The sequence below is a fragment of the Amycolatopsis mediterranei genome, from assembly GCF_026017845.1.
GTDB lineage: Bacteria > Actinomycetota > Actinomycetes > Mycobacteriales > Pseudonocardiaceae > Amycolatopsis > Amycolatopsis mediterranei.
Window position 1 is genome coordinate 7,309,391 of the sequence record NZ_CP100416.1, and the last position, 19,255, is coordinate 7,328,645.

The window sequence follows — 19,255 nt, forward strand, 5'->3', positions numbered from 1 at the left end:
CCGGCCGGGCCGGCTCACCCGAATTACGGCAGGAGCGCGGTGACGTCGGCGTAGGACGGCGGGTTCAGCGGCAGGTCACGGCCGTCGCGCACGGCCAGCGCCGTTTCGGCCGCGGCAGCGAGGGCCATCCGGTACGGCAGCGAACCGAGGCTGATCCGCGCGACGCCCAGCTCCGCCAGCCCGGCCACGGTGACCTTGCCCGGCAGGAACAGCAGGTTGAGCGGCAGGCCGGCGCCGACGATGCACTCGACGTCCGCCGGCTCGGCGAGACCGGGCACGAAGACGCCGTCCGCGCCCGCCGCCGCGTACGCCCGCACCCGCCGCTCGGCCTCGGCGAGCGAGCGGTCACCCACCCAGTGCGTGTCGGCCCGTGCGTTGACGAACAGGCCGGGCACGCGCTCCTTGACCGCCGTGACCAGGGCGCACTGGACGTCGACCGTGGCGAGCGAGCCGTCGGCCCGGCCGTCTTCGAGGTTGACGCCGACCACCCCCGCCTCGGCCAGCTCGGCCGCGAGGTCGGCGACCGCGGCCGGGTCCGCGCTGAAGCCGTCGGCGATGTCGACGCTGACGAGCGCGTCCAGCCGCGCCAGCCGGGTGGCGAGGGCGACGGTCGCGTCGCGCGTCGACGGTGCCCCGTCCGGCTCCCCTGCCGCCGCCGAGACGCCGAGGCTGGTCGTGCCCAGGGCGCGGAAGCCCTGCGCGGCGAGGAAGGCGCCGACGCCGAACTCCCACGCGTTGGGCAGCAGCAGCGGGGATCCGGGAACGTGCAGGGCACGGAATTCGTCCATGCCCCGAACCTAGGCCCGGGTCGCTTCGGCGGGCACCGAAGCGAACTGGGTCAGCACACCCGGGACGGCCTCGACCGCGAAGGCGAGCCCTTCGGCGGCATCGGCGTCGCGGATCGCGTAGGCGCCGGCGCCCGCCGCGGTGGTCGCGGTGAACGTCGCCAGCCCGCGACGGCGCTGGAAAACCGACTGCTGCACGGTCCAGCCGATCACCTCGTCCCGCGTCAGCACGGCCGTGCTCCGCCGGACCGAACCCGCGCGCAGCACCAGGTAGCGGCCGCGCGAGCCGTGCCCGAGACCGCGGTAGGCGTCCAGGGCGAGCAGGACGGCCGCCGGCAGCGCGACGACGGCGAGCACCCCGCCGAGCACGAGCAGGACGCCGGTGAGCAGCGTGCCGAGCAGCAGCAGGACGAGCACCGGCGCGAGCACGGCCGCCGACGCCCAGCGCAGCCGCCGTCCGCGCGCCGCCGTCGGGTGCGCCACCAGCGCGAGCGCCTCGAGGCGGTCGCCCAGGACCTTCGCCGCGAGGTCGTGCGCCACGGCCCGCGGCGCCGCGGGCAGGAGCGTCTTGGATTCCGTCTTGTCCTCGTCGTCCCGCGGCATGCCGGTGGCGATGGCGTCCAGCCGTGCGGCGCCGGCGAGCCGGGCCCCGAGCGGCTCGACCAGTTCGATGCCGCGCAGGCGCCGCTCTTCGACGGTGGTCGAGCGGGTGGTGAGCAGCCCGCGGCGGACGTGCAGGGTCCCACCGGGTTCGCGGTCCAGCCGGTAGTGCCACCACATTTCGGCGAACAGTCCCACGGCACCGGCCACGCCGGCGACCATCGCCAGGGTCGGCAGGAGCAGGGTGCTCGCGGTCAGCGGGAGGTCGCCGAAGAGGTCGAGCAGCCACTTCAGCAGCCCGCCGCCGGCCCCGAACCAGTCCGCGACCTTGAACAGGGTCCCGAAGGCGGCCAGGCCGAGCGTCGGTGCGACGAAAGACACCGGCGCGTAACGGATCCAGCGTGGGTCGAGTGTCGCAAGTGGACCGTCCACGGTGGCCGGTGCCGGGAGCCGGTGCAGGAGCTCGGCGCGCAGGGCTTCGGCGTCCGCTCTGGCAGCGCCGGGTGCAGATCGCCGAGGCGCTGCAGCGGCTGACCACGCGGGCCGGGCTGGAAGGCGTCAGCCTGCGCCAGGTCGCGGCCGAAGCGGGCATGTCCATGGGGTCGGTGCAGCACTACTTCACGCGTGTCGACCCCGGGATCACGCGCGTCGACCGTTCCCGCACACGCCGTTCGTGCGCGAAGGGTCGACACGCGTGATTGAGGAGCCGACACGCGTGATTGCCGGGACGACACGGTCAGGGGGTGACCGAGCCCTGGGAGTCCGCGATCGCCCAGAGCAGGACGGCCTCGGTCGCCGGGTCGGCCGGATCGGAGGGACGACACGACGTCAGCCGCCGCCGCCGGAGGCCGCGGAGATCGCGGCCGTTCGGGCGGCGCGGAGTTCGCGGATCACCTTGCGCAGGGCCGGGACCGCGGCACCCGCCTGCTCCGCCAGCCGGGCGAGCCGGTCGCGGTGGCGGCGGCGCTCGGCTCGCGGGAGCACCTCGCTCAGATCGACCGCCGCGGCCAGCGACGTCAGGGCCGCGACGTCCGCGGACACCGGCGCGTCACTGCGCAACGCCGCCCGCACCTCGTCACGCAACGCGGCCGCGGCAGCCGGCTCGCGGACCTCCGGACGGCGACGCGGGAACAGCCCCAGCACGCGGGACGTCCGCAGCGTGAGCACGCCGGCCGCGTCCAGCTGGGCCTCCAGCGAGTGCAACGTCCCGCGCGCGCCGCGGCGCACCCAGGCGCGCCACTTCCGGTGCGGTTCGGCGGTGAGCTCGGCGAGCAGGTCGTCGAGCACCAGGTGCCCGGTGCCGCCGGCGCCGGTCACCGCCGGACGGCCGCCGTCGTCGGCGACCTGGCCGCGCAGCACCAGGTCCGTCAGCGCCGCCGCGCGGACCAGCAGCGCCACGCGCTCGCGATCCGGCAGCCGGTTGCGCGCGGTGTCGCACGCCAGCAGGTACGCCCGCGCGGGCAAAGACAGCTCGGTCATCTCGGTTCCGTCCCTCGTCGTCGGGTCCCCAGTCCACCCGTTCCAGGGCGCCGGGGGGAACCGGACGACGGCGGTGCTCGCGGAGACGAACGTTGCCGGAGCCCCCGGCCGGCTGCAACTTTGGTTGCGCATCCGGGGCGGCGGCCCGGAACAGCGGTTACCGTGACCGCGTGACCACCGCCCGGCGGCCGCTGTGGCCGAGCCGCTCCGACGCCTCCTGGCTGATCTTCGCGGCCCTCGCGTTCGCCGGGATGAACATCCTGTTTTTCGTCTTCGGCGACCGGACGACCGGCCCGTGGGGCCCGGCGGCCGGGCTGGTCCTGCAGCTCGTCTGCGACTTCACGTTGGTGCTGCTGTTCCGGTTCCCCGGCCCGGTGTGCGCGTTCGTCACCGCGGCGGCGTTCGCGATGCTCGCGTCCGACACCTTCGCGCCCGGCCTGCTGGTGCCGGTCCACCCGCTCGCCCTGTCGACCGTGCCGGCGATCACCCCGGTGATCCTGTCCCAGGCGGCCCGGGTGCTGGACAAGCGGACCGTGCTGTGGGTGGCCGGTGTGCTGGCCGTGATCGCCGCGCGGCCGTGGACGCCGAGCTGGGCGACGACGCCGTTCGGCCTGCTGAACACCGCGCTGCCGGCGCTGGCCTCGCTGTACTTCGAAGCCCGCAAGCAGCTGCTGCAGTCGCTGCGCGACCGGGCCGAGCGCGCCGAGCGCGAGCAGCACCTGCTCGCCGAGCAGGCCCGGGCGGCGGAACGGCGGCGGCTCGCGGGCGAGATGCATGACGTCGTCACGCACCGGCTGAGCCTGATGGTGCTGCACGCCGGCGCGCTCGGGGTGACCTCGGCCGACCCGGCGGCGCGGACGGCGGCCGAGGACATCCGCCGGGAAGGCGCGCTGGCGCTGGACGAGCTGCGCGACCTCGTCGGCGTCCTGCGCAACGGCGCCGAGACCGGGCCGCGGACGCTCAGCCCGGACCAGCCCGTCGATCCGGCCCGGCTGGTCGAGGAGTCCCGCTCGGTCGGGGTGGCGACGGACCTCGTGGTGGACGGCGATCCGGCGCAGGTGTCGCCGACCGTCGCGCGCACCGCATACCGGCTCGTGCAGGAGGCGCTGACGAACGTGCGCAAGCACGCGCCCGGCGCGTCGGCGACGGTTTCGCTGCGCTACCACCCGGGCGGCGTGGACGTCTCGGTGGGCAACACGGCGGCGGCGCGCCCGCCCGACCCGGCACTGGCGGGCAGCGGTTCCGGGGCCGGCCTGGCCGGGCTGCGGCAGCGCGTCGAACTGGTCGGCGGGCGCTTCGACGCCGCCCCGGCACCCGGCGGCGGGTTCCGGGTCGGTGCGATACTGCCCGCCTACGTCCCGACGGCGGAAGGCACGCACTGTGATCCCGGTGCTCGTGGTCGATGACGAGCCGATGGTGTGCGCGCACCTGCGCACGATCCTGGGTTCGGCGGACGACATCGAGGTCGTCGCCCAGGCCGCCGACGGCGCCGAAGCCGTCGAGGCCGTGGTCCGGCACCGGCCGCGCGTGGTCCTGATGGACCTGCGGATGCCGGGCGTGGACGGGCTGACGGCGATCGCCCGCATCGCGGCGCTGCCCGACCCGCCGGCGGTGGTCGCCCTGACGACGTTCGACGCGGACACCTACGTGATCCGGGCGCTGCGCGCGGGCGCGGCGGGCTTCCTGGTGAAGTCGACACCTCCGGAGGACCTGATCGGCCTGGTGCGGGTGGCGGCGGACGGCCACACGGTGCTCTCGCCGTCGGCCGCGCGGCGGCTGGTGGCGCTGTCTTCGGACAGCCGCGAGCGCGGCGAAGACGCCCGACGGCGGACGGCGGGTCTCACCGAACGCGAGCGGGACGTACTGGCCTGCCTCGGTTCCGGACTGTCCAATGCGGACATCGCGGCCCGGCTGCACCTGGCCGAGGCGACCGTGAAGAGCTACGTGTCGCGGATGCTGGTGAAGCTGGACTGCGCGAACCGGACCCAGGCCGGATTGCTGGCGCACGAAGCGGGTTTGGTGGCCCGCTAGGGAAACAGCAGCGGCGCGGCGTGCCAGATCGCCCATCCGTTGAGCAGGAACCACCCGCCGATCCACAGGGGCGACGGCATCTTGGTGCGCTTGGCCAGCGCGGCGGCGTCGTCCTTCTGGGTCTTGTACCCGTTCTGCTTGCGGTTGACGACCAGGATCCGCACGCCGTCGAGCTCGCTGGTCAGCAGCAGCCAGGCTTCGGTGTACGCGATGGCGGTGCGCAGCCAGCCCGGGGCGTAGCTCAGGGCCGAGTACACGACCGCCCCCACCAAGACGATCAGGACGACGGTGAGCAGGTCCCGGGCGAACAGCAGCAGGAACGCCAACGCGGCGAGGGTCAGGACGAGCACGGCCTGGACGTGCCCACTGTGCAGCAGGACGGCCGCCCCCAGCCCGGCCAGCGGCGGCATCGCGTACCCGGCGGCACCGGCCAGCACGGCGCCGAGCCCCGAGTCGTGCTTGCCTTCGACGTGGCCGGAGCCCGCGCTGGTGATGGCGACGCGGGCGACGTCACCGCCGGTCAGCAGGATCACCAGCGCGTGGCCGCCTTCGTGGAACAGGGTGCCCAGGACGTTGGCGTTGCGCAGGAGACTCCGCCGGCCGCTGGGCGGCGTGACGACCGAGGTCAGCGACACCGCGAAGGCGAACAGCGCGGTGACGGCCACGACTCCCCAGCCCGGCGCGGGCACGGTCTCGTTGAGCATCGCGACAGTGTCGCCGCGGACGGGACGGCTGAACCCGGATCGATCCGGATTGTCCAGGAGCTGTCCAGTGGCACGCTACGCGGACGCGGGTGTGTGCTCCGCGTCGTAGGCGTCGCGGGCCTCCTGGACCGAGGACATGTGCCGCCGGGCCCAGCGGTCGAGCACGTCCAGCGGCTCGGACAGGTTGCGCCCCAGTGCCGTCAGTTCGTATTCGACCTTCGGCGGGATCGTCGGGTACGCCGTGCGGGTGAGGATGCCGTCGCGGACCAGGCTGCGCAGGGTCTGCGTCAGCACCTTCTGGGAGATCCCGTCCACCCGGCGGCCGATTTCGGTGAACCGCAGCGGGCCGCCGGAGAGGGCGCCGACGATCAGCACCGTCCACTGGTCGCCGATGCGGTCGAGCAGCTGGCGGGTCGGGCAGTTGCGGTCGTACGGATCGGGCTCCACGGCGCGCCTCCTCACTCTCCCGGGGAGAGTAACGCGCCGATCAGGCGGTGGCGGCCAGTCCGGCGGCCACCCGCTTGACGAAGGAGCCGAGGAACCACCGGTAGAACCAGCCCGTGCCGGGGATCTTCGGCGTGAACGTCGAGTGCCAGTGGATGTCGGTGCCGCCGTCGCGGGGCGAGAGGTCGACGTAGGCCACGTAGTCCCGCAGCGGCAAGCCGTGCTCCAGCGCGTAGCCGAACCGGCGGCCGGGCTCGAGCGCGACGATCCTTTCGTACGAGCGGACGCCGTTGGTCTTGAACAGCCGGACCGCGCCCAGGCCTTCGGGCTCGTCCTCCCCCTCCCGGACCAGCTCGAACGACCCCAGTGGCGACCACGCCGGCCAGCTCTTGCCGTCCCGGAGCAGGGCGTAGACGGCGTCAGCCGGAGCGGTTGTCCGGACGTGCACCGAAATGCGTTGTACCATTTGGTACGTGTACCATCTGGTACATGATCGACGCAAGCCCGCGCGCCAAGCTGCTCTCCGCGGCGATCGACCACATCGCCCACCACGGCGGGGCCGACCGGAGCCTGCGGGCGCTGGCCGCGGACCTCGGCACCAGCCACCGCATGCTGATCTACCACTTCGGCTCGAAGGAAGGGCTGCTCACGGCGGTGGCGCGGGAGGTCGAGGCCCGGCAGCGCGCCGCGCTCGCGGGCCTCGACCCAGCGCAGTTCTGGCGCCGGCTGACCGACGACGACCTGCGGGCCAACGAAAAGCTGTTCTTCCAGCTCTACGGCCAGGCGCTCGGCGGCACCCCGGGCACGGCGGAGTTCCTCGATGGCGTGATCGAAGACTGGCTCGGCCCCATCGAAGCCCGGCTCGCCCAGCTCGGCGTCCCGGCGGCCGACCGGCCCGCCCACGCCCGCCTCGGGCTCGCCGTCGCCCGCGGGCTGCTGCTCGACCTCGTCACCACCGGCGACCGCGGCGCGGTCGACGCCGCCATGGAGAAGTTCCTGGCGATGTACGAAAACCCGTGATCTCCTGGCTCGATGCGACTGGTACTGGGGTTCTTGGCCGCGCTGCTCACGACGGCGGGGCTCGCGCCCGTGACTTCCGCCGCACCGCTGGAAAGCCGGCCGGTCTATTCCTACGCGGACGCGATCCGCGAGACGGCGTGGGTGGAGACCGGCACCGACCACGACCATGACGGCAAGCTCGACCGCGTCGCCGCCGACGTCATCCGGCCCGACGCGCCCGTGCGCGTCCCCGCGATCCTCGACGTCAGCCCGTACTACGCGTGCTGCGGCCGCGGCAACGAACAGCAGAAGAAGACGTACGCGCCGGACGGCACCCCGGCGCAGTTCCCGCTGTTCTACGACAACTACTTCGTGCCGCGCGGGTACGCGGTCGTGCTGGCCGACGTCGGCGGGACGAACCGGTCGTCCGGCTGCTTCGAGCCGATCGAAGGGGTCGCGGACAACTACGCCCAGGTCATCGCGAACGGCGCACCCCTGGCCACGCCGGAGAACACCAGTTCGGCCTTCACCTACAACGAGCGGGCCGCCGAGCTGTGCAAACCGTTCGAGGCGGACCTCAAGACGCGTGCGGGCACGAACGGCGACTACAACGCCTACTGGCAGAGCGTGAACCACGTCCCGCGTGCCGGACAGGTGAGCGCGCTCGTCGCCCAGGGCTTCGGAGACTGGATCGTGGCGCCGAACCAGTTCGCCCGCTACTGGGACGCGCTGGGCCGGGCCGGCGTGCCGCGGAAGGCGTGGCTGAGCCAGGCCGGGCACACCGACCCCTTCGACCTGCAGCGGGCGCAGTGGGTCGAGACGCTGCACCGCTGGTTCGACCGCTGGCTGCTCGGCCTGCACAACGGCGTCGAGCGCGAGCCCGCCGTGCACCTCGAAACCGCGCCGGACCGGTGGACCGACGTCCGGAGCTGGCCGCCCGCGACGTCGCCGGTCACCTTCCGGCCGTCGGCCGACGGCACCCTGGGCCGGCGCGGGTCGGGCACGGTGAGCGTCGCCGACGACCCGGCCGTCACCCGCGAGGAGTGGACGGCCCGGTTCACCGCTGCTCCCCTGCCCGCGCCGGTGCGGATCGCCGGGTCGCCCGCGGTGACGATCACGGCGTCGTCGGACAAGACGGCCGCCCGGCTCGGCGTCGCGCTCGTCGACTACGGCCCGGCGGAGGCGCGCAACACCGCGACGTACGGCAGCGGGGTCGAGAATCTGGCCACGCGGTCGTGCTGGGGCGCCGGCACCGACGCCGACAGTGCGTACTTCCTCGACACGGCTGCCGATGTCGTCTCCGTCGACCACCGGATCGTCGCCGCCGGCTGGGCGGACCTCGGGCACCACGCGTCGCTGTGGCACGGCGAACCGCTCGTCCCGGGCCGGGCGTACTCCATGACCTTCACCCTCACCGCGCTCGACCACGTCGTCCCGGCCGGTCACCGGCTCGGGCTGGTCCTCGGCGGCACCGACGGGCTGCTGTTCGACCCGGCGCTGCCGCGTCTGGGCGACACGGTGACGTTCGACCTCGCGCGGACGTCGGTCACCGTCGGCTTTACAAAGCCCGAACAGTAGGCGCACGCCCTCCGAACACCGTCCGGCCAAAGTTCTCCTCGTACCCCCGAACGGATACGAGGAGAGACGATGCGAGGAACCACCTGGACGCGGCTGGCGCTGGCGGGCGGCGCGAGCGCGGCCTGCCTGCTGGTCGCGGCGCCGCTGGCCTCGGCCCAGACGACGTCGCCGGCGCCGGTCGCGCCGATCACGCTCAGCCCCGAGGAGTCGCAGCAGGTCTGCGGCGACTGGGTGCCCAAGCTGCAGAAGAAGGCCGACAACCTGCAGAAGCGGATCAACGGCGGCCCCGAGGTCGCCGGTTCGGTCGCCAACCTCAAGGCGCGGGCCCAGGACCAGCGCGCCGCCGGGCACGAGGACCGCGCGAAGAAGCTCGACGACCGCGCCACCAAGCGCCAGGGCAAGCTCGGCGAGCTGAACACGGCCAAGCAGAAGCTCGACGCGTTCGCGTCCGCGCACTGCAAGCCGGCCAAGTGAGGGGCGCGAGGGTCGCGGCGGCGGTCGGGGCCGCCGCGGTCATCGCGCTCGGCTGCTCGGCGTGCCGCGACAACCTGATGGGTTCGCCCTCCGGGGACGCGCCCGCGCCGTCGTCGGTGTCGTCGTCGGAGCTGAGCGGGATCGAGTCGACACTGAACGGCATCGAGTCGGACATGAACAGCGATGGCTCGCCCTGACCGGCTAGCGTCTCCCCTCTGAACACGGCGGAGACGGGAGCAGGCATGGGGTCACCGGGGCGCGGTCTCGTCCTCGTGGTCGAGGACGAGGCCGCGATCGCCGAGCTGGCGGCGCTCTACCTCAAGCGTGACGGCTTCGGTGTGCACGTCGAGGCCGACGGCGGCCGGGCCCTGGACGCCGTCCGGCGCCTCAAGCCGGTGGCGATCGTGCTCGACATCGGACTGTCCGGAATGGACGGCATCGAGATCTGCAAGGCGTTGCGCGCGGCCGGGGACTGGACGCCGGTGCTGTTCGTCACCGCCCGCGACGACGAGCTCGACCGGCTGCTGGGCCTGGAGATCGGCGCGGACGACTACCTCACCAAGCCGTTCAGCCCGCGCGAGCTGGCGGCTCGGGTCCGGACGGTGCTGCGCCGGGCCGCCGGGGTGGCGCCGGCCGCGGAGACGTTCGCCGTGGGCGGCGCGCGCGTCGACGTGCTTTCCCGGCGGGCGTGGGCGGGTGACGCCGAGATAGTGCTGACGTCCACGGAGTTCGACCTCCTCACGCACCTGCTCCGGCACCCGGGGCAGGTGCTTTCGCGCGACCAGCTGCTGAGTGCCGTGTGGGGCTACGCCGCGGCGGCGGGCACGCGCACGGTGGACGTCCACGTGGCTCAGCTGCGCGCGAAACTCGGCGCGTCGAGTCCGATTCGGACGGTGCGGGGCATCGGGTACGCGGCGGATCCGTCGTGAAGTTCCGGGGGACGCTGGCCGGGCGGATCACGCTGGTGTGCCTGGCCGTCGCGGGCATCGCGGTGATCGTGGCGGGGCTGGTCGCCTCCCGGCTGATCCGGACCACGGCGGACAACGTGCTGCAGTCGACGCTGGCCGCGCAGGCCGACGTCGTCGCGTCGCAATTGGACGAAACGGGCATCGGCAACCGGCTGGGCGTCGGCAAGGTGGCCGACGTGGTGCGCGGCCAGGGCATCTCGGTGGTGGTCCGCCGCGCAGGCGGGCAGGCGCTCGGGGACGGCGTCGCGGTCCAGGCCGCCGGGAAGCTCGGGCTGGACCGCAACCACTCGGGGCGCGTCACGGTGGCGGGGTCGCAGTACCTGGTCGAGACGCGGGTGGTGGGCGCACGCGGAGCGGCGTTCGCGCTGGTCCTGCCCGCGCGCAACGCACAAGCGACGCAACGGGCACTGGTGCGCAACATCTTGCTGGCGCTCGGGATCGGGCTGCTGGTGGCGGCCCTGGCGGGCTTCGTCTCGGGCCGGCTGCTGGGCCGTCCGCTGCGCCGGGCCGCGCTGGCCGCGGGATCGCTGCGGGCGGGACGTCGCGACGTGCGGGTGCCGGTGCAGGGGCCCCGCGAGGTGGCGGAGGTGGCCGGGTCGCTGAACTCGCTGGCCGACGCGCTGGCCGTCAGCGAGGCGCGGCAGCGGGAGTTCCTGCTGTCGGTGTCGCACGAGCTGCGGACGCCGCTGACCGCCGTGACGGGCTTCGCCGAGGCGATCGCGGACGGCGTCGCCACGGGGCCGGACGCCGTCCGGGCCGGGCAGACGATCCAGCGCGAGGCGGTGCGGCTCGAGCGGCTGGTCACGGACCTGCTGGAGCTGGCCCGCCTGGGCGCGGACGAGTTCCGGCTGGACATCGCGGTGCTGGACCTGGCTGCGTTGGTCCGCGACTGTGCGGAGGTGTGGCAGCTGCGGTGCGGCCGGGAGGACGTCCGGCTCTCGGTTTCGGCTCCTGCCGGGCCGGTTCCGGTGCTGGCGGACGCGCGGCGGCTGCACCAGGTGGTCGACGGCTTGGCGGAGAACGCCCTGCGCGTCACGCCCGCGGGGGCCCCGATGGTGTTCTCGCTGTCGGTGTCCGATTCGGCGGCTTCGCTGGCGGTCCGCGACGGCGGCCCGGGCCTGGCGCCGGAGGACTACCCGGTGGCGTTCGAGCGAGGGGTCCTGAACGCCCGCTACCGCGACCGCCGTCCGGTCGGCTCGGGCATCGGCCTGGCCCTGGTCCACGCCCTGGTCACCCGGATGGGCGGGACATTGACGGCCGGCCCGGCCCCCGAAGGCGGCGCGGCGTTCACGATCACGTTCCCGCTGGCCGCGTCGACGGCCACGGTCCCGCCCCCCGCCGCTGACCTGGGCTGACGACCGCCGGCGAGCTGAACCGGCGATCTCGCACGGCCGACCGCACCGGCGTCCACGGCCACTCGTCCGTAACTTGGTGTCCCCGATCCGCGACAGAAACGCTGGAGTGATGCGTTTCAACCCTGCGATGGTGTTCAAGGTCGACAGCATCCGGCGAACCGAATTTCCATGCACGAACGGTGTGACGGGAGTGCGGAATCGATGGCGGAACGAGGACGGCACGACGACTCGGAGAATGCGGGTTTCGAGCGGGACAGCGACCTGGTCCGGGCCTACGAACGAGGAACGTCGATCGGCGAACTCGCCGAGCGGACCGGCTTGAGCTACACGTGGATGCGCAGACGGTTGATCAACGCCGGGGCGGAGCTCCGGCCCCGGCCGGTCGCGAAGGCCTGCCCGGTGCCGATCGAGCAGCTGGCGGACGAGTACCGCGCCGGCGCCAGCATTCTCCAGCTCGCCAAGACGCACGGCCTCTACTACAAACGGGTCCGCGAACTGCTGCTCGATCACGAAGTGCCATTGCGCCCCTCGACTCGCGCCATACCCGAAACCTGACTCGATTGTGGCCCAGGTCACCGATTTTTTTCCTCCTGTGCAGTTGCACGGGAGTGTTCGTGCTTTCGAGTGGAAATTCCCGTGCTCATCGCGGAGCGAGCCCGATCGGCCGGTAGACAGAGAAGTTCGGGACTTGCGGGGGAGATCTCGGATGAACGAGCCGGCGAAGCAGCTGTCCGCGACGGCGGACACGACCACGGGCGGACGGCCCGGTACCGGCGCCGCGGGCCCCGTCCAGATCCCCGCCGCGGCCGGGGACCTGGTGGGTCGCGAAGCCGTGCTCGAACGGCTTGACGAGATCTGGGCCCGCCGGGGCACCCGGCGGCCGCTGGTCGTCCTGAACGGCATCGGGGGCGTGGGCAAGACGACCGTCGCGGTGCACTGGCTGAGCCGGCGCCGCGCGGAGTTCCCGCACGGCCTGCTGTACGCCAATCTGAGCGAGGTGGACGGGAGCCCGGTGCCGCCCGAAAACACGCTGCACGGCTTGCTGACCTCGCTGGGCGTGGCGGCCGAGGACATCCCGTCCGGTCCGGTCGGGCGCGCGGGGGCCTTCCGCGCGATCACGGCCGGGCGGTCACTGGCCCTCCTGCTGGACGACGCGGTCTCCGCGGCCCAGGTCCGGGTGCTCCTGCCGGCGGCGCCCTCCGTCGTGGTCCTGGTGACCAGCCGCCGTCGGCTGGCCGGCCTCGGGATCGACGACGCCACGCTGGTCGACCTCGAGCCGCTCGGCCCGGGGGCGTCGGCCCGGTTGCTCGACACGGCGATCGGGGCGGAGCGGCTGGCCGCCGAACCCGCCGCGGCCGGGAGCATCATCGCGACGTGCGGCGGCCTGCCGCTGGCCCTCGGCGTGGTGGCCGCCCGGCTGCGGGCACGGCCGCTCAGGCGGCTCGAGCGGGAAGCCCGGACCTACGCCCGGTACCTCCGCGAAGCGAACGGGCTCCCGGAAGACATCCAGGACGTCCAAGCGGTGTTCGACGTCACCTACGCCGATCTGCCCGGCGGCGCCGCCCGCCTGTATCGGGTGTGCGGCCTGCACCCCGGGCCGGAGGTGGCGATCGAGGTGCTGGCCGCGGTGCTCGATTCGCCGATCGACCGGGTCGAAGACGACGTCGAGACCCTCTTCGACGCCAACCTGCTGGCCGATGCCCCGGACGACCGGGTGAAGCAGCACGAGCTGCTGCGCCGGGACGCCCGCGTCCGGGCGGAGCGGGAGGACCCGGCGGCCGACCGGGAGGCCATCGCTCGGGGCTTCGCGCGCTGGTACCTGGCCCGCGCCCAGCACGCCGACGACCTCATCCACCCGCACCGGCCGCGGTTCGCCCGTTCGTCCTCGTCCCGGCCGCCGTTCGGCGACCGGGCCGCCGCGGTCGCGTGGTGGCGGCGGGAGCTTCCCACGCTCCGGGCCACCTTCGCCGAGGCGGCCCGGAACCGGTGGGACGACGAGGTCTGGCAGTTCTGCGAAGCTTCATGGGGCTACTTCCTGCACCATCGCGACTACGAGTCCTGGCTGTCGATGAGCGTGACCGGTGTCGCGGCGGCGCAGCGATGTGACCGGCCCTTGGTCGAGGCCCGGCTGCGGGCGCAGCTGGGGTTCGCCTACGCCAAGCTCCACCGGTACGACGAAGCCGTCACGGAAAACCTGGCCGCCCTGCGCCTGGGCGAGCAGGCCGGAGACGACCAGACTCGCGCGACGGCCCTCTCCCAGCTGGGCCGGGCCGCGCGCGGGCGGGGCACCCTGAGCGAGGCCCTCGGCTTCTACCGGCAAGCGGTCGCCCTCCAAGCCGGGCTCGGCAACGACCGCGGGGTCGCGCTGGGCCGGCGTCGCTGCGGCGAAGTCCTGGCCGAGCTGGGCCGGACCCCCGAAGCGATCGCCGAACTGGAGGCCGCCGCCCGGGCGATGAGCGAACTCGGCGACGCGAACCAGCACGCCCGCGCCGTCATGGCGCTCGCTTCGATCCGAGCGCGCCAAGGCGAACACCACGCCGCGGAACGGCTGTTGTCGGCCGGGCTCGAGGTCGTCCGGCGCCTGGATTCCCCGTACTACACCGCGGAACTACTGACCGCGCTCGGGCAGTTCGAGCGAGACCGAGGCCGTGACCAGGAAGCTCGCCACCACCTCGCCGAGGCTCGCGCCCTGTACGCCTCCATCGGAGATCCACGAGCGGCCGAACTGCCCGTCGCCGGCGGCGACTGACCGCGTCCGCCGCTCCCAGGCACCGGGGGCCGAAGACCGCCGGTACCAGCGCCGGGCCGCCGTTCCCGGCACCCCGATCGCGCAGCCGCGGGGAAAGGCGCACACCGCCGCCTCGGCCCCCGGGTGTTCGGCCAGCGCCTCCGAGATCAGCTCGTCGGCGTGCGCCGCGGAACCGCCGTCCGGGCAGAACACCACGTCAGCGCAGGGCCGCCAGGCGCACGGCGCCCGGTCGGCCACGACGGCCAGGACGTCGGCCACCGTTTTCCGGTGGTGTTCGAGCCGAATCCGCAGGACGCCGGGGACGTCCGATCGGGCGCGGACCACGACCACGAGGCCGCCCGCGGGCAGTGGGCCAGCGGCGGACCCGGATGCGGTCACGGCGCCACCGCCCACGGCACTGGCGCGGGCAGGAGCGCGGGTTCGGCCCGGCCGGGTGGCTCGGGAAGCTCCATCAGCCGGTACATCGAACTGCGCAGGATCGCCGCCGCTTCGCCCGGTCGCGAGGAGATCGCGGCGGAAACCACCGAGCCGAGGCGGTCGCTCGCCTCGATCGCCCGGACCTCCTGGGCGGCGAGCGGCTGGTCCTCCCGGAGCTGCGGCGCGTGCCGGCGAACCAGGTCCGCGAGACTGCCCTTCCGCAACGCGGGGCCGGGGTGCGCGGCGAGCGTGACCGGGCAGCCGATCGCCGCCGCGTACGCCGTGGTCGACCCGTGGTCGCCGATCACCCAGTCGGACGCGATCATGGTCGCCGGCCAGCCGGCCTCCGGCGGGATCAGCGCCAGCCCGTCGCGGACGCAGTCGGAAAGCCAGGCGGCCACCTGGCGCTTGCCGTGCACGGCCCAGACGTTGGGGTGCAGCACCGCCGCGACGGTGTAGCGGTTCGACGGCAACGCGTCGAGCACCTCCCGGGCCAGCTTCGGCAGCCGGCCGAACGACGAGTCGGCGGACCAGGTCGAGCTGAGCGTGACCAGCCGGCGGTCCGGGGCGATGGCCAGGCGGTCGCGGAACCGTTCCCGTAGGAACGCGCTGGCGTGCATCCGGTCCACGCAGATGTCCCCCGCGACCACCGCGCGCAAGACCACTTCGGGGCACCGGCGGCGCACGGCGTCCAGTTCCGCGTCGGTGCTGAGGGCCAGGACCGAAGGCAGGATCCGGCCGCGGTAGACGAGCAGGTCGCGGTCGAGACCGGTGGCGGGAATCGTCGCCGGCCCGGCCTTCCGGCTGTAGCGGTACGACTTGGCCGTGCCGGCCCCGTGGCCGACCAGGAGGATCGGCCCGTGCAGCTCCTCGAGGTGACGGTGGCTGGCGGCGAGGACGAGGTCGAACCGGTGCTGGAGCACCTGCTGCCACGGCAGCACCAAGCCGTGCTGAGCACGCACGAACTCCTCGACGCCGTGCCAGCTGTCGTGGGTGTGGGGAACGGTGAACACCGCCTGCACCCGGTGATCGGTCTCCAAGAGCGGGACCAGGTCGAGCAACCGCGTCCCCGCGGTCATCGTCGGCACCACCACCAAGGCCGTCCGGCAGCCGGGCCGGGTCACCCGCAACTCGGCTCCCGCGCCGATCGGGCCACGAATCCATCGGTCCATCTCCACGCACCCTCCCCTATTCGTCGCACTGACGGAACCGAGGGTGCAATACGGCTCGGACAAACCACGGCCGACACCTGGACAAAAAACTGACAATGGATCATCCCCGTTCGTGCACATTCTGTCCAATGGGCTTCTACCTGGCTTTACGGCCACACAGATGCGAAAATCAATGACGACGAAGCGGAGGTGGGCCGCTTCTGCGGAGAGGGGAAGCAGAATGGAGATCGCGTTCGGGATTCTCGGGCAGACAACGATGCGAATGCACGGGAACCTGACCGTGAAATGGTCTCACCGGCGGGAGCGCAACATCCTGTCGGCCCTGCTGACCCATCCGGGCCGTCGCCTGTCGATCGACTACCTGGTCGGCTGGGCCTGGAACGACGACGAAGAGCACCCCCGAGCCCCCAAGGGGGCACTGTACAAGTGCACCGGCCGGATCCGGCAGGCGCTGGACACCGCCGACGCCCCGGCGAAGATCGTCGCGAGCAACGGCGGCTACCGCCTCGAAGTCGACCCCGAGCTGATCGACTACCAGGCCTTCCGGCAGGCGATGCGCCGCGCGCACGAAGTCAGTGACGCCGGCGACCACCAAGCCGCCTGCGAAGCGGCGCACGCGGCGCTGGATCTGTGGCGGGATGAACCACTGGCGGGAATCACTTCCCCACCGGCGGAGAACTGGCGGAACTCGGTCACGGACAACGATTGGATTCCCGCCAACACCTTTCTCCTGGCCGAGTTGCTGGCCGTCGGCAAGCCGGCGGAGGCGTTGCGGCACCTCGACGAGCTGGGCGACCCCTACTCGGCGGAACTGTGGTTCGCGAAGCTGCGGCTGCAGGCGCTGACCGGTCTCGGCCGCTACCGATCGCGGGACGAATACTTCATCGAGATGTACCGGAAGTTTCGCCAGGACCACGACGTGCAGGCGGCCGACGATCTGCGGGCCTTGAACGAGCACCTCCGCACGCCCGAACGGCTGCTGGTCGACGCGGCCGACGACGTCGAGACCGTCTTGACGACCCACCACGCCGCCACACCGCTGCGCGAACTCCCCCGCGACGTCGGGCACTTCACCGGCCGGACCGATGTCCTGGCCCGGCTCGACGCCGCCATCTGCCCCGCTCCGGCGGCGTTCACCCCCGCCGTCGTCACGCTGACCGGACCGCCCGGCGTCGGGAAGACCAGCACCGCCGTCTGGTGGGCGCACCGGGCCGCGGACCGGTTCCCGGGCGGGGTCGCCCTGCTCGACCTGCACGGGGTGGGCCCCGCCCCGCGGGTCGAATCCGCCGACGTCGTCGACAACCTCCTGTCGGCACTGGGCTACCCGGTCGACCGCATCGTCGGCGCCGCCGCCCGCGCCACGCGGCTGCGCGGGCTGCTCTGCGACCGCCCCATGCTGATCGTCCTGGACAACGCCCAGGACACCGCGCACATCGAACCGCTGCTCCGGATCCTCGCCGACTGCGCGGTGATCATCACGTCACGGCAACGCCTGACGCAGCTGGCCCGCCGGCACCACTGCCCGGTGCTCACCCTGGAGCCGCTGTCGTCCGACTCCGCCGTCGAACTGCTCGACCGGCGGCTGGGCACGCGGCTCGACCGCGAGCCTGACGTCCTCGCCAACCTCGCGCGGCTGTGCGGAGGCATCCCCCTGGCGTTGACGATCGTCGCCGAACGCGCAGCCACGCGAGCCGGCAACCGGCTCCGCACTCTGGTCGACCAGTTGCGCGACCCCGCCCTCCTGCTGACGATCGGCGACGACGGCGACGGCGAGGCGAGCAACCTGCTGTCCGCCTTCTCCTGGTCCTACCACGGCCTCGACCCTTCGGCGCAGGAAACGTTCCGCCTCTTCGGCCTCCACCCCGGCCTCGAGGTGGGCGCGGACGTCCTCGCCGCAGCGGCGGGCGTCGAAGTCGCGGCCGGGAGACGCGCGCTGGACGTGCTCGTTTCCGCGCACCTCGTCCAGCAGCCGAACGACGGCGACCGCTACCGCATCCACGACCTGTTCCACCACTTCGCCCGGACCTTGGTCACCGAAGGCCCGCAGGCCGACGACGCCCGCCGGCGGATGGCCTCCTACTACCTGTACACCGCCCACAACGCCAACCGGGTCGTGTACCCGCACAAGCTCGTGCCGCCGATGCCGCCGGCCGAACCGGGCTGCACGCCGACCCGGTTCACCGACCCGATCGGCGCGATCCGCTGGTGCCTGCGGGAACGGGCGAACCTCAACGCCATGTGCTCCTACGCCGCCGAACACGGACTGCACCACTACGCGTGGCGGTTGCCGCACGTCACCGGGGGCATCCTGAACCGGTTCGGGTTCTACGACGACATCATCGCCGGCTTGTCGCTGGCCGCCCGCTCGGCGGCCGCGCTCGGCGATCACACCGCGGAAGCGTCGACCCTGAACGACCTCGGCTACGTGAGCCTCCTCGCCGGCCACGACGCGGCCGGCAAGGCCTACCTGGAGCAGGCACTGCACCTGGCGACGACGCACGAAATGCCGGTCGGCAGCCTGACCGTCCGGCTCAACATGGCCCGGTTCAGCCGGCACGCCGGGAAACTGCCCGAGGCCGTGCGGCTGTTCGAGCGATGCCTCGAAGACGCCCGCGCCGCCGGGGACGCGGAACGGCAGGCGACGGCCAGCCACGACCTCGGGAAGACGCTCGTCGAGCTCGGCCGGGGCCGGCACGCCCTGCACCACTTCCACCGGGCGCTGCACCTGCGCACGTTGATCGGCGACGAAGCCGGCCAGCTGGCCACACGCACGGAACTGACCGACCTCCACCGGCAGCAGGGTGAGTTCGGACCGGCCCACACCCACTGCCGCCAGGCCTTCCAGCTTTCGGCAGGCGTGCGCGACCTGGTCGCCACCATGAAGCTCGCCGCGGTGCGCGCCCACCTCGCCTCCGCCGAAGGCCGTCACGACGAAGCGCTCACCTTCGCCCGCGACGCCGTGGAACTGGCCTCGCGCGCCCACACCGCGACGGCCGAGGCACGCGCGTTCACCACGCTCGGCCACGTCCTGGCCGGCCGCGGCGAACCCGACGAGGCGCGGGTAGCGTGGCAGCGCGCCGCCCACCTCTACCGGGACCGGGGGCGCCGGGCGAAGGCCGAACAGATCGAGCGGCTCCTGGCGGATTCTTCGCCGGCGGCGGAGATCCCCGAAGCCCGGATTTCCGACGAGGACACGGTGTCCCTGCCGGCCCCGCCATCGGCGCCTCGCCGTCACCATAACGGGTGATTTTTCGCGCGCACCCCGGCGCTCACGTCGTCCGCGCTGGTAGACAGCGCCGGTAAAGATCACACGTTCGGGGCCATCGACGTCGATCTCGCCCACGGGCTTGCCTTCTTCCGAAGCGACCCTTAACGTTCGCTCGGCCGGGAGCAATCCCTATTGTCGGAGCGGCACCCCACGGGCCTTCCGGCCGCCCCATTCCAACGAAAGGCTCAAGGCAAAAAGTGAAAGATTCTTCACAAGCCGCGTGCGCCCGCCT

The 19,255-nt window shown here is 73.0% G+C and carries 18 protein-coding genes and 1 pseudogene; 12 read left to right on the plus strand and 7 right to left on the minus strand.

Going from position 1 to position 19,255, the window contains the following annotated elements; genetic code table 11:
- Positions 1–23 precede the first annotated feature (23 nt).
- The gene (locus ISP_RS32550) at positions 24–788 is read right to left on the minus strand and encodes an isocitrate lyase/PEP mutase family protein (RefSeq protein WP_013228128.1); all 765 of its coding nucleotides are present in this window, start codon (positions 786–788) and stop codon (positions 24–26) included.
- A 9-nt stretch (positions 789–797) separates the two neighbouring features.
- Positions 798–1,766, minus strand: coding sequence for a PH domain-containing protein (locus tag ISP_RS32555; protein WP_013228129.1), 969 nt, complete (start codon positions 1,764–1,766; stop codon positions 798–800).
- Positions 1,767–1,825: 59 nt separating this feature from the next.
- Between ISP_RS32555 and ISP_RS32560 the strand changes: the two are divergent.
- Positions 1,826–2,017, plus strand: a pseudogene (locus tag ISP_RS32560) (TetR family transcriptional regulator); the annotation flags it as partial.
- A gap of 196 nt (positions 2,018–2,213) precedes the next feature.
- On the opposite strand, the gene ISP_RS32565 reads toward ISP_RS32560, so the two are convergent.
- The gene (locus ISP_RS32565) at positions 2,214–2,864 is read right to left on the minus strand and encodes a GOLPH3/VPS74 family protein (protein WP_013228131.1); all 651 of its coding nucleotides are present in this window, start codon (positions 2,862–2,864) and stop codon (positions 2,214–2,216) included.
- 170 nt (positions 2,865–3,034) lie between these two features.
- On the opposite strand from ISP_RS32565, the gene ISP_RS32570 reads away from it, so the two are divergent.
- Together ISP_RS32570 and ISP_RS32575 are read left to right on the plus strand one after the other, a co-directional pair.
- Positions 3,035–4,270, plus strand: a complete 1,236-nt coding sequence (locus ISP_RS32570) for a sensor histidine kinase (RefSeq protein ID WP_013228132.1) — start codon at positions 3,035–3,037, stop codon at positions 4,268–4,270.
- The gene (locus tag ISP_RS32575) at positions 4,245–4,895 is read left to right on the plus strand and encodes a response regulator (RefSeq protein WP_013228133.1); all 651 of its coding nucleotides are present in this window, start codon (positions 4,245–4,247) and stop codon (positions 4,893–4,895) included. Before ISP_RS32570 ends, ISP_RS32575 begins: the two co-directional genes overlap by 26 nt.
- On the opposite strand, the gene ISP_RS32580 is transcribed toward ISP_RS32575, so the two are convergent.
- From ISP_RS32580 to ISP_RS32590, 3 genes are all read right to left on the minus strand, one after another.
- Positions 4,892–5,599 (minus strand): M50 family metallopeptidase, encoded by a 708-nt coding sequence (locus tag ISP_RS32580; protein WP_013228134.1) that lies wholly within the window; start codon positions 5,597–5,599, stop codon positions 4,892–4,894. The two genes, ISP_RS32575 and ISP_RS32580, sit on opposite strands and share 4 nt — an antisense overlap.
- A gap of 75 nt (positions 5,600–5,674) precedes the next feature.
- Entirely contained in the window at positions 5,675–6,046 is a 372-nt protein-coding gene (locus ISP_RS32585; RefSeq protein ID WP_013228135.1) for a winged helix-turn-helix transcriptional regulator, read from the minus strand.
- Between the two features lie 40 nt (positions 6,047–6,086).
- Positions 6,087–6,509: an SRPBCC family protein gene (locus tag ISP_RS32590; protein ID WP_013228136.1), complete on the minus strand. Its 423-nt coding sequence runs from the start codon at positions 6,507–6,509 to the stop codon at positions 6,087–6,089.
- 23 nt (positions 6,510–6,532) lie between these two features.
- Between ISP_RS32590 and ISP_RS32595 the strand changes: the two genes are divergently transcribed.
- From ISP_RS32595 to ISP_RS32630, 8 genes are all read left to right on the plus strand, one after another.
- Entirely contained in the window at positions 6,533–7,063 is a 531-nt protein-coding gene (locus tag ISP_RS32595) for a TetR/AcrR family transcriptional regulator (protein WP_013228137.1), read from the plus strand.
- 12 nt (positions 7,064–7,075) lie between these two features.
- Entirely contained in the window at positions 7,076–8,620 is a 1,545-nt protein-coding gene (locus ISP_RS32600) for a CocE/NonD family hydrolase C-terminal non-catalytic domain-containing protein (RefSeq protein ID WP_013228138.1), read from the plus strand.
- Positions 8,621–8,689: 69 nt separating this feature from the next.
- A complete protein-coding gene (locus ISP_RS32605) occupies positions 8,690–9,094 on the plus strand; it encodes a hypothetical protein (RefSeq protein ID WP_013228139.1) in 405 nt (134 codons plus the stop codon).
- Complete coding sequence (locus ISP_RS32610) at positions 9,091–9,291, plus strand: hypothetical protein (RefSeq protein WP_013228140.1); 201 nt, start codon at positions 9,091–9,093, stop codon at positions 9,289–9,291. The genes ISP_RS32605 and ISP_RS32610 overlap by 4 nt, the downstream gene beginning before the upstream one ends.
- Positions 9,292–9,336: 45 nt before the next feature.
- Positions 9,337–10,023, plus strand: a complete 687-nt coding sequence (locus tag ISP_RS32615) for a response regulator transcription factor (protein WP_013228141.1) — start codon at positions 9,337–9,339, stop codon at positions 10,021–10,023.
- On the plus strand, positions 10,020–11,417 hold the full coding sequence (locus tag ISP_RS32620; protein WP_013228142.1) for a sensor histidine kinase: 1,398 nt from the start codon (positions 10,020–10,022) through the stop codon (positions 11,415–11,417). The genes ISP_RS32615 and ISP_RS32620 overlap by 4 nt, the downstream gene beginning before the upstream one ends.
- A gap of 201 nt (positions 11,418–11,618) precedes the next feature.
- A complete protein-coding gene (locus ISP_RS32625; RefSeq protein ID WP_013228143.1) occupies positions 11,619–11,972 on the plus strand; it encodes a helix-turn-helix domain-containing protein in 354 nt (117 codons plus the stop codon).
- Positions 11,973–12,123: 151 nt separating this feature from the next.
- Entirely contained in the window at positions 12,124–14,166 is a 2,043-nt protein-coding gene (locus ISP_RS32630) for a tetratricopeptide repeat protein (RefSeq protein WP_013228144.1), read from the plus strand.
- 374 nt (positions 14,167–14,540) lie between these two features.
- Here the strand turns inward: ISP_RS32630 and ISP_RS32635 are convergent, their stop codons facing one another.
- Positions 14,541–15,761 carry a hypothetical protein gene (locus tag ISP_RS32635; protein WP_013228145.1) on the minus strand — a complete coding sequence of 407 codons (1,221 nt, stop codon included), beginning with the start codon at positions 15,759–15,761 and terminating at the stop codon, positions 14,541–14,543.
- Between the two features lie 274 nt (positions 15,762–16,035).
- Here ISP_RS32635 and ISP_RS32640 point away from each other — a divergent pair, with 274 nt between their 5' ends.
- Positions 16,036–19,002 carry an AfsR/SARP family transcriptional regulator gene (locus tag ISP_RS32640; RefSeq protein ID WP_230468463.1) on the plus strand — a complete coding sequence of 989 codons (2,967 nt, stop codon included), beginning with the start codon at positions 16,036–16,038 and terminating at the stop codon, positions 19,000–19,002.
- The last annotated feature ends 253 nt before the right edge of the window (positions 19,003–19,255 follow it).

Bases quoted from the DNA above. Each gene is read 5' to 3' on its own strand.
- ISP_RS32550 (WP_013228128.1), bottom strand. From the start codon at position 788: ATGGACGAATTCCGTGCCCTGCACGTTCCCGGATCCCCGCTGCTGCTG.
- ISP_RS32565 (WP_013228131.1), bottom strand. From the start codon at position 2,864: ATGACCGAGCTGTCTTTGCCCGCGCGGGCGTACCTGCTGGCGTGCGAC.
- ISP_RS32580 (WP_013228134.1), bottom strand. From the start codon at position 5,599: ATGCTCAACGAGACCGTGCCCGCGCCGGGCTGGGGAGTCGTGGCCGTC.
- ISP_RS32590 (WP_013228136.1), bottom strand. From the start codon at position 6,509: ATGGTACAACGCATTTCGGTGCACGTCCGGACAACCGCTCCGGCTGAC.
- ISP_RS32595 (WP_013228137.1), top strand. From the start codon at position 6,533: ATGATCGACGCAAGCCCGCGCGCCAAGCTGCTCTCCGCGGCGATCGAC.
- ISP_RS32600 (WP_013228138.1), top strand. From the start codon at position 7,076: ATGCGACTGGTACTGGGGTTCTTGGCCGCGCTGCTCACGACGGCGGGG.
- ISP_RS32605 (WP_013228139.1), top strand. From the start codon at position 8,690: ATGCGAGGAACCACCTGGACGCGGCTGGCGCTGGCGGGCGGCGCGAGC.
- ISP_RS32615 (WP_013228141.1), top strand. From the start codon at position 9,337: ATGGGGTCACCGGGGCGCGGTCTCGTCCTCGTGGTCGAGGACGAGGCC.
- ISP_RS32625 (WP_013228143.1), top strand. From the start codon at position 11,619: ATGGCGGAACGAGGACGGCACGACGACTCGGAGAATGCGGGTTTCGAG.
- ISP_RS32630 (WP_013228144.1), top strand. From the start codon at position 12,124: ATGAACGAGCCGGCGAAGCAGCTGTCCGCGACGGCGGACACGACCACG.